The sequence below is a fragment of the Kurthia huakuii LAM0618 genome, from assembly GCF_000505545.1.
Classification (GTDB): Bacteria; Bacillota; Bacilli; order Bacillales_A; family Planococcaceae; genus Kurthia; species Kurthia huakuii.
The window spans coordinates 416,723-429,207 of the sequence record NZ_AYTB01000007.1; the positions used below are offsets into that span (position 1 = coordinate 416,723).

A 12,485-nucleotide genomic window follows, 5' to 3' on the forward strand; every position below is an offset into this window, starting at 1 on the left:
GCTCTTTTTTTGGCTGTTCTCTATAACCGATAACGGTTATATTGTGATACAATACTACTTTAGAAGAAAGCGAGGAATTTAGCGTGAAAAATATTCAAATTGCCATTGATGGACCAGCCGGTGCTGGCAAAAGTACAGTAGCGAAAATTGCTGCTGAAAAACTTCAATACACATACATTGATACAGGTGCGATGTACCGCGCTCTAACATTAAAAGCATTGCGTACAAATACCGATTTAGCGTCGGAACAAGCGATTGCAACATTATTAAAAAATTCAACAATCGAATTAGTACCGACTGAAAACGGTCAGCGCGTGCTCTTAGACGGCGAGGACGTTTCAGAAGAAATCCGCTTCCCAACGATTTCAGCAAACGTGTCAAAAGTAGCGGCACATGCGGCAATGCGCGAAGTGATGGTAGCTCTACAGCACGACATGGCAGCTCGTGGCGGCGTCGTAATGGACGGTCGCGATATCGGTACAGCCGTATTACCACAAGCGGAGTTAAAAGTCTTTATGTCAGCTACAGTCGAAGAACGTGCACGACGTCGTTTTGAAGACAATAACAACCGCGGCATTGCGTCATCGATTGAACAACTACAACAAGAAATCGCTCTGCGCGATAAATTAGATAGCGAGCGCGAGGCATCACCACTTGTGCAAGCGGCAGATGCCATTTTCTTAGATACAACTGCGCTATCAATCGATGAAGCAGCGAATGCCATTTTAAAATTAGCGAGTGAAAGGATGGCTTAAATATGGAATTCTATCAGTTTGCACGTGGCGTTGTTAAAACGGTACTATTTCCATTTTATCGCGTAAAAGTACTTGGGCGTGAAAATTTCCCAAAAGAAGGCGGCGTGTTAATTTGCTCAAATCACATTTCAAACTTAGACCCGCCGGTTGTTGGGATTGCGTCACCGCGCTCACTTTATTTTATGGCGAAAGAAGAATTGTTTAGCGTACCGGTACTTAAGGGTATACTACCAAAGATTAATGCTTTTCCTGTTAAACGAGGCTTTAGTGATCGACAAGCACTACGCACAGCTTTAAATCTATTAAAGGATGGACAAGTTGTGGGCTTATTCCCAGAAGGTCATCGCAGTAAAGATGGCAAGCTAGGAGAAGGCTTTAGCGGCGCGGGTTTCTTCGCGCTACGTGGTGGCGATGCTGTTGTGTTACCGTGTGCCGTCATTGGACCATATAAACGCTTCCATCCGATTACAGTTGTTTTCGGTAAGCCGATCGATATGACCCCTTATCGTGAACGCCGTGCAAAAGCCGAGGAAGTAACAGCGGTTATTATGTCTGGAATTCAACAAATTCTAGATGAATACGAGAAAAAATAAAAAATAGTGCGTTTGTAATAGCTAATTTTTGTTTTTAAGCGTTGTATCAACTAAAATAAACGTAATCGATGTGAAGGAGGATTACATATGTCTGAAGAAATGAATCTGAATGAAGTAAAAGAGTTACACGATGGTGATATCGTGAAAGCACGAGTAGAGTCTGTTGAAGACAATCGCGTTATTGTATCCATTCCGAATGCAAAATACGATGGTATTATCCCTATTAGTGAGTTATCAAGTTTACATGTCGAAAAAGCATCGGACGCTGTTAAAGTGGGCGATGAGTTCGAAGTGATGGTGAAAAAGGTAGAAGAGCCATCATCTGATTCAGAAGGCACCGGAAATTATGTACTTTCAAAGCGTCAAGTTGATGCCATTGCAGCGTGGAAAACATTAAAAGAGAAATTCGATAATGGCGAAGTAATCGAAGCGGAAGTGAAAGATGTCGTCAAAGGCGGCTTAGTCGTTGACCTTGGTGTGCGCGGTTTCGTACCAGCTTCATTAGTAGAAGATTATTTCGTGGAAACGTTTGACGATTACAAAGGTAAAACGCTGAAATTCAAAATCGTTGAAATGGATCAAGATAAAAATCGTTTAATTTTATCGCATCGTGCGGTATTAGAAGATGAAAAAGCAGAGAAAAAAGTAGAGGTTATCAATACGATTAAAGAAGGCGATGTGCTCGATGGTACGGTTCAACGTATCGCGGCATTCGGCGCATTTGTCGATATTGGTGGCGTCGATGGTCTTGTACACATTTCACAAGTAGCGCATGAGCACGTCTCAAATGTGTACGATGTGTTAAAAGAAGGCCAAAAAGTACAAGTAAAAGTACTCTCTGTTGACCCAGTCAACGAACGTATTTCACTTTCTATTAAAGATACGTTAGCAGGTCCGTGGGAAGGCATCGAAGAAAAAGCGCCAAAAGGAGCCTTACTTGATGGCATTGTACGCCGCCTTGTAACGTTCGGTGCGTTTGTCGAAGTATTCCCAGGTGTAGAAGGCTTAGTACACATTTCGCAAATTGCGCACAAACATATTAATACGCCACATGAAGTGTTGCAAGAAGGTCAAGAAGTACAAGTAAAAGTACTTGAAGTAAGCGAACAGGAAAAGCGTCTAGCACTAAGTATTCGTGAGCTATTAGAAAAAGAAGACCATGATGAAGCAGCAGAGGAAGAATACGATCTTCCAGAGCAAGAAAGTGGCTTCTCATTTGGCGATCTTTTAGGCGAACAACTAAAGGACTTTAAAACAGACGATAAATAATGAAAATGCAGACGACTTCGCATGAATTCGTCTGTTTTTCTTTTCATTAAGACGTAACTTTGATAAAATGAAATACAAATGGAAAGTATACGGATTAGGTGATGGGCGTCTCCGTACCATCATCTTTTTTGTTGCGTTATTAATGAAAGATATGAAAGCTGGAAGGATGAAGTAAACTATGACGAAACCAGTCATCGCAATCGTCGGCCGTCCGAACGTAGGGAAATCAACCATTTTCAACCGTATCGTTGGCGAACGCGTATCCATCGTTGAGGACATAGCGGGTGTTACTCGTGACCGTATTTATAGCTCAGCAGAATGGTTAACACATGATTTTAATATTATTGATACAGGTGGTATTCAACTAGGAGATGAACCATTCCTAGAAGAAATTCGCCAACAAGCAGAAGTTGCCATGGACGAAGCAGATGTGATTATTTTCATGACAAATGGTCGTGAAGGCGTCACAATGGAAGATGAGCAAGTTGCGAAAATTTTATACAAAACGAAAAAACCGGTCGTATTAGCGGTCAATAAAGTTGATAACCCGGATATGCGCGATTTAATTTGGGATTTCTATTCACTAGGTTTTGGCGATCCATACCCAATTTCAGGGTCACATGGTTTAGGTTTAGGGGATTTATTAGACGAGTGTGCGAAACACTTCCCAGAACAAGATGATACAGATTATGACGAAGGCGTTATTAAATTCTCATTAATCGGCCGTCCAAACGTAGGGAAATCATCACTTGTGAATGCAATTTTAGGCGACCAACGTGTTATCGTATCCGATGTAGCGGGGACGACACGTGATGCCATCGATACACCGTATGAAGCGGATGGACAAGAATATGTCATTATCGATACAGCCGGTATGCGTAAAAAAGGGAAAGTGTATGAAACAACTGAAAAATATTCAGTGCTTCGTGCAATGCGAGCAATTGAACGCTCAGACGTTGTATTAGTCGTATTAAACGGCGAAGAAGGCATTCAAGAACAAGATAAAAAAATTGCTGGTTATGCACATGAAGCAGGGAAAGCAATTATTATCGTCATGAATAAATGGGATGCAGTTGTAAAAGACGAAAAAACGATGAATAAAAAAATCGAAGAAATTCGTGACCAATTCCAATATTTAGACTATGCACCAATCGTGTTCACATCAGCAAAAACAGGGAAACGCGTACATGACGTGTTACCTGTTATTAACCGCGTACATGACAACCACACAATGCGCGTTCAATCGAGCATCTTAAATGAAGTCATTATGGATGCGATTGCGCGTAACCCAGCACCAACGGATAAAGGTCGTCGTCTACGTATTTACTATGCAACACAAGTAGCGATTCAACCACCAACATTCGTTGTCTTCGTCAATGATGTTGAATTAATGCACTTTACGTACGAACGTTTCTTAGAAAACCGTATTCGTGATACATTTGACTTTGAAGGAACGCCAATTCGTATTATTACACGTGCACGAGACTAAAGGAGCGATAACGATGGAAAAGGTAACGGTATTAGGTGCTGGTTCTTGGGGAACAGCGCTGGCAACAGTATTAGCAGATAATGGTCATGATACATTGATTTGGTCACATCGCGAGGACCAAGCAATGGAAATTCATGAACAGCATACAAATGCCAAATACTTAACAGACGTTACATTACCAACGAATTTACACGCGACAGCTAATATGGCGCAAGCGATGGCACATGCGTCCATTATTGTCATGGCTGTCCCAACAAAAGGTATTCGCGAAACATGCCAAAAAATGATGCAGACGCTGAATAAGCCCGTATTATTCGTCCATGTGTCAAAAGGCATCGAGCCAGGTTCACTATTGCGCATTTCTGAAATTATGCGCGAAGAGTTACCAGCAACGGTTATTGAGGACCTTGTCGTATTATCAGGTCCGAGTCATGCAGAAGAAGTTGTCAAACAGCATCCAACGACTGTCGCAGCAGCATGTGAAAACTTAGCAGCTGCTGAACGTGTGCAAGATTTATTTATGAATCAATATTTCCGCGTCTATACAAACCAAGATGTGATTGGCGTAGAGGTCGGCGGGGCATTGAAAAATGTCATTGCGCTTGCCGCAGGTGCGATTGATGGCATCGGCTACGGAGACAATGCAAAGGCAGCGCTCATTACGCGCGGTCTAGCAGAAATCTCACGCTTAGGTGTCAAAATGGGCGCCAACCCATTAACCTTTATGGGCTTAACGGGTATGGGTGACTTAATCGTAACGTGTACATCGGTCCACTCGCGCAATTACCGCGCCGGCTTTATGCTTGGTGAAGGGAAAAAGCTCGAGCAGATTTTAGAGGAAATGGGCATGGTTGTAGAAGGTGTGCGCACAGCGAAAGCAGCGCATCAATTAGCCGGAAAATACGATGTCGCATTGCCGATTTCACATGCGTTGTACAGCGTGTTATTCGAAGAAAAAACACCACTTGATGCCGTTGACGACCTAATGTTGCGTATGAAGAAACGCGAAATGGATGAGATTTATAATAATTAAACGCAAAAAAAGCGATCAAAAAAATTTTTTTGGTCGCTTTTTTATATGGAATTTTAATGCGAAATGCCCACTATGCCGCATTGTAATAGTAACTGGAATAGGCTGTTAAACGTTGCTATATCAACGCTTGTGATTCATATTAGTCACCGTAAAACTCCCATTTTATTTTTTTGCTATAAAATGAGTGTCTGTCGAAAAACGGATGTTATCGAAGCTTAGATTCTAAAAAAGATATTTAAAAACGGATAATTTTTAATATTTTTAACTATTCGTTCGTGAAATATGAACGTGTGTTCGATTTATAGTCATTAAATAATTTGTCTTTTTTTTACATAAATGGATTTAATGATAGAAAAAAGTATTTTGATATATGATTTTTTTTTAGAAATAAAGTGTTTTTGGTTGCAAAAATAACATTCTATCGAACATAATAAAAATATGAACAAAACAGTCAAAAACGCGTAGAAACCGCGTTGTCAGACCTTTTTCGATAGGTTAAAAGGTCTATTTTCTGTCGATAACGATTAAAGTTGCTGAAAGTTGGTAAAAGGAGTATAAATATGGTTGCATAGCAATATTAGAGTATGATAATCTTTTTACATGATTTTCGACAACCGTTGAGAGGAGGTGTCTAGTATGAACAAAACAGAACTAGTAAATGCTGTTGCAGAAGCAGCAGAACTTTCTAAAAAAGATGCGAGCAAAGCAGTTGAAGCTGTATTCGAAACAATTCAAGATGCACTTGCAAAAGGTGATAAAGTACAACTAATCGGTTTTGGTAACTTTGAAGTACGTGAACGTGCGGCTCGTAAAGGTCGTAACCCACAATCAGGTGAAGAAATCGAAATCGCTGCAAGCAAAGTACCTGCATTCAAACCAGGTAAAGCGCTTAAAGATGCTGTTAAAGGCTAATTGGCGTATTACATAAAAAAGAACAGCTCATTGCTGTTCTTTTTTTGTTAGGAATAGTAAAAGCAGGAGGTGCGATATCGCGCTTCCTGCTTTTGTTTTGTGCCGATGCATTCATGCGCTTTTTTCGTTCGGTAAACGATTTCCTTTAAAGATGTGAATTTATGTGTTTTTAGCGGAATGAAACTTTGCTTGTAGCCTATCATTATGCTAACATCTAGGTTGAGAAATGTATTGCTTTTAATGGAGGAACGAAACAGTGACAAACACGACAGAACAGACAGAACAAAAAGTTGACTTAGATAAAATTAAGCAAGCCGTGACGATGATTTTAGAGGCTGTTGGTGAAGATCCAGCTCGTGAGGGTTTAGAAGATACACCAAAACGCGTAGCGAAAATGTACGCGGAAATGTTTGCAGGACTTCATACCGATGCGCGTGAATACTTTGAAACAGTATTTCACGAAGGGCATGATGAAGTCGTCTTAGTGAAAGATATTCCATTCTTCTCAATGTGCGAACATCACCTTGTACCATTTTACGGTAAAGCGCATGTTGCGTATATTCCACAAGATGGCGTAGTAGCTGGTTTAAGTAAATTGGCGCGTACGGTCGATACAGTAGCACGTCGTCCGCAATTACAAGAGCGTATTACGGCAGAAGTAGCTGAAATCTTAACTGAAAAATTAAATCCAAAAGGCGTTTATGTGTTAATCGAAGCAGAGCATATGTGCATGACGATGCGCGGTATTAAAAAACCAGGTGCTAAAACGATTACAACGGTTGCAAAAGGGATTTTTGAAACGGATGAAGTGAAACGTTCTGAAATTCTTTCGTTCATTCAAATGTCTTAAAACAGCGCTATTTTTATGATATGATAGACAGAGCAAACTTTTATGTAGAAGGAGACGGAAAGCATGGCACAAAACGAATATATTGTTATCCGCGCTGAAGAAGATGGCGTTCATGTTATCGGTCTAACACGTGGCGATGACACAAAATTTCATCATGCTGAAAAGCTGGACAATGGTGAAGTCATGATCGCGCAATTCACGAACAATACGTCAGCGATGAAAATTCGCGGTAAAGCGGAAATTCAATCAGCTCATGGCGTAATGCATAGCGGTCCGAAAAAATAGATTTCAACGAAATGAACTGAATGGAGAAATTTTATGATTGCAACAACTATCGAGCAAAAAGTAGCACAATTCAAACAACATATTTTTACAAAATTGCATCATAGAACGCTCCTTGAATATACAGGTCAACCCGTTTTTTCAGATGATGAATTATTTTATTTATTGTTGCCAGCACTCAATGGGGAATGCTGGACAGCAACGCAACAATTAGCAGCAACAGGCGTAGCGATTAATTTAGCGGCGCTGAATACGCACGAATTAATCGAAGAATTTGATGCAACATCGAAGGCGCAGCAATTGGCTGTGTTAGCAGGCGATTTGTATAGTGGCGTTTATTATGCAACGCTAGCAGAAGTTGGCGACGTGCTTTTGATTCGCACAATTACGCAGGCAGTTGCTACAATAAATGAGGAGAAAACGAAGCTCTATGAAAAACCGCAACAATCACTTGATGTGTGGTTACAGGCGCTGATGACAATTGAAAGTGATTCAATTCGTCATTTCTTCAAACACTATCATCTTGAACAATACATTCCATTTGCTGAAAATGGCTTATTACTTAACAGACTTGCAGAGGAATTAGCTGCGTTGTCAAACGGCGAGACTACGCTGTTATATAAGGCGTTAGCAACACACCACGATGACGTAGAAGCGTTATTACGAGAAGCACAAGAGATGCTTGCTACAACGTATGAATTTGTTGTTTCCACTTCTCCAATAGTGCATGATGATGTGAAAGAATGGATTGTAAGTCGCATTCATGAGCTAAAAACGAATTAATTTGAGAGAAGGGTGACACAATGGCACAAACGAAAGAACAACGTGTACATGAAGTTTTTGAAAATATTTCTGGTAGTTACGATACGATGAACTCTGTAATCAGCTTCCAATTGCATAAATTATGGCGTAAAGATACGATGGAGCGCATGGTGGTACAACCTGGCTCTAAAGCACTTGATGTATGCTGTGGGACAGCTGACTGGACGATGGCAATGTCGGATGCTGTCGGCCCAACAGGTCATGTAACGGGGCTTGACTTTAGTCAAAATATGTTGAACGTTGGTATTGAAAAAACGAAAGATATCGACAATATTACATTAATCCAAGGTAATGCGATGGAGTTGCCATTTGACGATAATACATTCGATTATGTAACGGTTGGTTTTGGCTTGCGCAATGTTCCGGATTATTTACAAGCACTGCGCGAAATGAATCGTGTCGTGAAGCCGGGGGGCAAAGTTGTTTGTCTTGAAACATCACAATCTGAAATTCCGGGGTACCGTCAATTATTCCGTTTCTATTTCCATTATGTGATGCCCGTATTCGGGAAATTGTTTGCGAAAAGCTATAAGGAATACTCGTGGTTACAAGAATCAGCGAACGTATTCCCTGGCGTAAAACAATTGAAAAAAATGTTTGAAAAAGCAGGTATGGAGCATGTCACATACAAGCCATATAGCGGTGGCGCAGCAGCTGTGCATATTGGCTATAAAAAACAGCAATAGGCGAGAGAAGGTATTCAAGTGGAAAAGATGAAGCTAAAAATGCTTTATGCTGACCTAAAGTCAGATATCGATGTCATCGAACAAGAATTAGAAATAGCGGTGGGCTCGTCTTCACACTTTCTGAATGAAGCTTCTTTACATCTATTAAAAGCTGGGGGAAAACGCATTCGCCCAGTTTTTGTTTTGCTAGCAGCTAAGTTCGGACAATACGATATCCAAAAAATTAAGCATGTAGCCGTGCCGCTAGAGCTTATTCATATGGGATCGTTAGTGCATGATGATGTCATTGATAATTCAGAAATGCGAAGAGGTCGTCCAACAGTTAAAGCACAATTTAACAATCGGATTGCGATGTATAACGGCGACTTTATTTTTGCGAAAGCATTAGAACATATGACGTACATTGAGGATGCTGAGGCACATCATGTACTGTCAAAAACGATGGTTGAGATTTGTATTGGGGAGATTTTACAAATCGAAGATAAACGAACACTCGACCAAAACTTACGCGACTACTTCCGCCGTATTAAACGTAAAACCGCTATTTTAATTGCTTCAAGTTGCCGTTTAGGCGCCATTGCGAGTGGTGCGGATAAGCGTACAGCTTGGCATTTAGAACGCTTTGGTTATTATGTCGGCATGAGCTTCCAAATTATCGATGATATTTTGGACTTTACGTCAACCGATAAAAAGCTTGGCAAACCGGCTGGTAGCGATTTGATGCAAGGGAATGTCACGCTTCCGGCATTGTATGCGCGCGATGATGCTGTCATTCGTCCGTTAATGGAAAAAGCACTTGATGGCTCAATGATTGAAACGGAGCGTCAAGAGATGTTACGGTTAATGCGTAAATCAGACGCGATGAAGCGCGCAAAACATGTCAGTGATTTATATTTAGAAAAAGCATTGCGTGAAATTGACGCGTTACCGGACCTTAAAGTCAAAAAATCATTACGAGATATTGCTTTATACATGGGGAAACGTAAATTTTAATGGATTCTGCATATAATTTGTTGAATCTTGCTTTATTCAATGATACTATTTATTCTGGGTCTAAAACCTGTATATAACTTGAAGGAGTGTAATTAAACATGGCTATCCAAACAACATTTTTAATGGTTAAACCAGATGGCGTTAAACGTCAATTAGTTGGTGATATCGTAGATCGTTTCGAACGTAAAGGTTTCGTACTTAAAGGTGCTAAACTTATGCAAATCTCTCAAGAGCTTGCTGAAAAACACTATGCTGAGCACGCTGAAAAACCATTCTTCGGTGAATTAACAGATTTCATCACTTCTGGTCCAGTATTTGCTATGGTATGGGAAGGCGAAAACGTTATCTCTGTAGCACGTCTTATGATGGGCGCTACAAACCCAGCTGAATCAGCTCCTGGAACAATCCGCGGTGACTACTCAACTACAGTATCACACAACGTAATTCACGGTTCTGACTCTTTAGCATCAGCTGAACGTGAAATCGGCTTATTCTTCAACGAAAACGAATTACACTAATTCGACTTTTGAATAAGTAGAAGCATAACGCTTCGCTTGAAAGCACACTATCTTTTCAGGTAGTGTGCTTTTTTTATAGGGTCTAATGAAGTATAATAGGCTTAGGACTTTAGGAGAGGAAACGAATGTTGATGACTGATTATGAACAATTTGTAGATAGTATTAAACGAAAAACGGGCATTGATCTTGCTTTATATAAAGAAGCACAAATGAAACGACGTTTAACATCGCTTTATGAAAAGAAAGGTTTTAAAAGTTTTGTTGATTTTTATCGTGCTATTGAATCAGACCGCGCGTTATTAGATGAATTTTTAGACCGTATGACGATTAATGTCTCGGAATTTTATCGCAATGGCAAACGTTGGGAAGTACTCGATCAAAAAATTTTCCCACGACTGTTAAAAGACAATAAGCGCTTAAAAGTTTGGAGTGCAGCGTGCTCTACAGGTGAAGAGCCGTATTCGTTAGCGATGGTGTTATCCAATCATATGCCGCTATCACAAGTAGCGATTCAAGCGACTGATTTAGATAATAATGCGATTGCGAAGGCGAAAGCGGGCGTTTATCCTGAGCGCTCACTTGCAGAAGTGCCAGCCAATATGAAAACGAAATATTTCACACAAGACGGCGCATTTTATAAAGTGTCCAATGACATTAAACAAGCGGTGACATTTAAAAATCATAACTTGTTAAAAGATCATTACGATAGCAATTTTGATTTAATTGTCTGCCGTAATGTCATGATTTATTTTACTGAGGAAGCAAAAGACCAAATCTATGCGAACTTTAGTAAAGCATTACGCCCAGGCGGTGTGCTATTTGTTGGAAGCACCGAACAAATCTTTAATCCGGCGCGCTATGACTTTGAAATTGAAGATACGTTCTTCTATCGTAAAAAATCATAAAAAGAGGTTCAAAACGAGGAATTGCGCTGATGGCCATTCCTTGTTTTTTTATGCCTAAAAAATAAAGCGTTAAAATTATTAAAAAGTTCTGTCAATTTGTGTGTATAATAGGAATTAGTACTGTACTTTACGAAAAAATATGTTATAGTGAAAAACATATAATTTAATGCGTTGAAGGGAGAAAGTGTTTAATATGAGATATTTAACAGCAGGCGAGTCACATGGACCGCAATTAACAACAATTATTGAGGGGCTTCCTTCATTATTACCATTAAAAGCAGACGATGTGAATAAAGGTTTGAAACGTCGTCAAGGTGGTCATGGCCGCGGTCGCCGTATGCAAATTGAAACGGATACGGTCGCAATTACATCCGGCGTACGCCACGGGAAAACATTAGGTTCGCCAGTAGCGCTCGTTGTCACAAATGATGACTGGTCACATTGGACGAAAATTATGGGAGCAGAGCCGCTACCAGAAGATATCGACCCATCAGAAATCAAACGTCAAATTTCGCGACCACGCCCTGGACATGCGGATTTAGTAGGCGGTATGAAATATGGTCACCGCGATTTACGAAACGTCTTAGAACGCTCATCAGCACGTGAAACGACAGTGCGAGTAGCAGTTGGCGCCGTTGCAAAGCAATTATTAGCGGAGTTAGGCATTAACGTGGTCGGCTATGTGACGGAAATTGGTGGCATTGAAGCGGATAAAGCGGCAACAGCTGGTAAATCTGTTGAAGAAATTCGTGCGATTATTGAAGAGGATGCTTGCTACTGTGCAGATGCTGAAGCTTCAGCAAAAATGGTCGACTTAATCGATGCAACGAAAAAAGCGGGCGACTCTATCGGTGGTATCGTCGAAGTTATTGTCGAAGGGATGCCAGCAGGTGTTGGCTCCTATGTACATTATGACCGCAAGCTAGACGGTAAATTAGCACAAGCAATGCTATCAATTAATGCATTTAAAGGGGTCGAATTCGGTATCGGTTTTGATGCGGCACACGTACCAGGCTCGCAAGTACATGATGAAATTATTTGGGATGAAGAACACGGTTATACGCGCCGTACAAATCGCTTAGGTGGTCTTGAAGGCGGTATGTCTACTGGGATGCCAATCGTTGTACGTGGTGTGATGAAACCAATCCCAACATTATATAAACCATTACAATCAGTTGATATCGAAACAAAAGAGGAATTCAAAGCGAGTGTTGAGCGCAGTGATGCTTGTGCCGTACCAGCTGCATCGGTTGTAGCAGAGCATGTTATTGCCTTTGAGATTGCGAAAGCATTACTTGAACAATTCCACGCCGATCAATTCCCACAACTGAAAAAACAAATCGACGACATTAAACAATACGCGAAGGAGTTTTAAGCC

Annotated in this window: 14 protein-coding genes; all 14 read left to right on the plus strand. The window is 40.7% G+C overall.

The window, feature by feature from the left end; translation table 11 throughout:
- Positions 1-83: 83 nt before the first annotated feature.
- The 14 genes from cmk to aroC all read left to right on the plus strand — a co-directional run bounded on the left by cmk (position 84) and on the right by aroC (position 12,482).
- A complete protein-coding gene (gene cmk, locus V514_RS0103835; protein ID WP_029498425.1) occupies positions 84-755 on the plus strand; it encodes a (d)CMP kinase in 672 nt (223 codons plus the stop codon).
- Between the two features lie 2 nt (positions 756-757).
- Entirely contained in the window at positions 758-1,348 is a 591-nt protein-coding gene (locus tag V514_RS0103840) for a lysophospholipid acyltransferase family protein (RefSeq protein WP_029498426.1), read from the plus strand.
- An 87-nt stretch (positions 1,349-1,435) separates the two neighbouring features.
- The gene (gene rpsA / locus V514_RS0103845; protein ID WP_029498427.1) at positions 1,436-2,617 is read left to right on the plus strand and encodes a 30S ribosomal protein S1; all 1,182 of its coding nucleotides are present in this window, start codon (positions 1,436-1,438) and stop codon (positions 2,615-2,617) included.
- Between the two features lie 178 nt (positions 2,618-2,795).
- Positions 2,796-4,106 carry a ribosome biogenesis GTPase Der gene (der, locus tag V514_RS0103850; RefSeq protein ID WP_029498428.1) on the plus strand — a complete coding sequence of 437 codons (1,311 nt, stop codon included), beginning with the start codon at positions 2,796-2,798 and terminating at the stop codon, positions 4,104-4,106.
- Positions 4,107-4,119: 13 nt separating this feature from the next.
- The gene (locus V514_RS0103855) at positions 4,120-5,139 is read left to right on the plus strand and encodes an NAD(P)H-dependent glycerol-3-phosphate dehydrogenase (protein WP_029498429.1); all 1,020 of its coding nucleotides are present in this window, start codon (positions 4,120-4,122) and stop codon (positions 5,137-5,139) included.
- 636 nt (positions 5,140-5,775) lie between these two features.
- Complete coding sequence (locus tag V514_RS0103860) at positions 5,776-6,051, plus strand: HU family DNA-binding protein (RefSeq protein ID WP_020189604.1); 276 nt, start codon at positions 5,776-5,778, stop codon at positions 6,049-6,051.
- A gap of 256 nt (positions 6,052-6,307) precedes the next feature.
- Entirely contained in the window at positions 6,308-6,901 is a 594-nt protein-coding gene (gene folE, locus V514_RS0103865; RefSeq protein ID WP_029498430.1) for a GTP cyclohydrolase I FolE, read from the plus strand.
- Positions 6,902-6,964: 63 nt separating this feature from the next.
- The gene (gene mtrB / locus V514_RS0103870) at positions 6,965-7,186 is read left to right on the plus strand and encodes a trp RNA-binding attenuation protein MtrB (protein WP_029498431.1); all 222 of its coding nucleotides are present in this window, start codon (positions 6,965-6,967) and stop codon (positions 7,184-7,186) included.
- A gap of 33 nt (positions 7,187-7,219) precedes the next feature.
- Positions 7,220-7,966 carry a heptaprenyl diphosphate synthase component 1 gene (locus V514_RS0103875; RefSeq protein WP_029498432.1) on the plus strand — a complete coding sequence of 249 codons (747 nt, stop codon included), beginning with the start codon at positions 7,220-7,222 and terminating at the stop codon, positions 7,964-7,966.
- A gap of 20 nt (positions 7,967-7,986) precedes the next feature.
- Complete coding sequence (locus tag V514_RS0103880; RefSeq protein ID WP_029498433.1) at positions 7,987-8,691, plus strand: demethylmenaquinone methyltransferase; 705 nt, start codon at positions 7,987-7,989, stop codon at positions 8,689-8,691.
- 18 nt (positions 8,692-8,709) lie between these two features.
- Positions 8,710-9,684: a heptaprenyl diphosphate synthase component II gene (gene hepT / locus V514_RS0103885; RefSeq protein WP_029498434.1), complete on the plus strand. Its 975-nt coding sequence runs from the start codon at positions 8,710-8,712 to the stop codon at positions 9,682-9,684.
- Between the two features lie 98 nt (positions 9,685-9,782).
- The gene (gene ndk, locus V514_RS0103890; protein ID WP_029498435.1) at positions 9,783-10,202 is read left to right on the plus strand and encodes a nucleoside-diphosphate kinase; all 420 of its coding nucleotides are present in this window, start codon (positions 9,783-9,785) and stop codon (positions 10,200-10,202) included.
- A gap of 131 nt (positions 10,203-10,333) precedes the next feature.
- A complete protein-coding gene (locus V514_RS0103895; protein WP_029498436.1) occupies positions 10,334-11,107 on the plus strand; it encodes a CheR family methyltransferase in 774 nt (257 codons plus the stop codon).
- Positions 11,108-11,300: 193 nt separating this feature from the next.
- Positions 11,301-12,482 carry a chorismate synthase gene (gene aroC, locus V514_RS0103900; protein ID WP_029498437.1) on the plus strand — a complete coding sequence of 394 codons (1,182 nt, stop codon included), beginning with the start codon at positions 11,301-11,303 and terminating at the stop codon, positions 12,480-12,482.
- Positions 12,483-12,485: the final 3 nt, after the last annotated feature.

Bases quoted from the DNA above. Each gene is read 5' to 3' on its own strand.
- V514_RS0103880 (WP_029498433.1), top strand. From the start codon at position 7,987: ATGGCACAAACGAAAGAACAACGTGTACATGAAGTTTTTGAAAATATT.
- V514_RS0103895 (WP_029498436.1), top strand. From the start codon at position 10,334: ATGACTGATTATGAACAATTTGTAGATAGTATTAAACGAAAAACGGGC.
- V514_RS0103860 (WP_020189604.1), top strand. From the start codon at position 5,776: ATGAACAAAACAGAACTAGTAAATGCTGTTGCAGAAGCAGCAGAACTT.
- V514_RS0103840 (WP_029498426.1), top strand. From the start codon at position 758: ATGGAATTCTATCAGTTTGCACGTGGCGTTGTTAAAACGGTACTATTT.
- rpsA (WP_029498427.1), top strand. From the start codon at position 1,436: ATGTCTGAAGAAATGAATCTGAATGAAGTAAAAGAGTTACACGATGGT.
- V514_RS0103855 (WP_029498429.1), top strand. From the start codon at position 4,120: ATGGAAAAGGTAACGGTATTAGGTGCTGGTTCTTGGGGAACAGCGCTG.
- V514_RS0103875 (WP_029498432.1), top strand. From the start codon at position 7,220: ATGATTGCAACAACTATCGAGCAAAAAGTAGCACAATTCAAACAACAT.
- ndk (WP_029498435.1), top strand. From the start codon at position 9,783: ATGGCTATCCAAACAACATTTTTAATGGTTAAACCAGATGGCGTTAAA.
- der (WP_029498428.1), top strand. From the start codon at position 2,796: ATGACGAAACCAGTCATCGCAATCGTCGGCCGTCCGAACGTAGGGAAA.
- mtrB (WP_029498431.1), top strand. From the start codon at position 6,965: ATGGCACAAAACGAATATATTGTTATCCGCGCTGAAGAAGATGGCGTT.
- aroC (WP_029498437.1), top strand. From the start codon at position 11,301: ATGAGATATTTAACAGCAGGCGAGTCACATGGACCGCAATTAACAACA.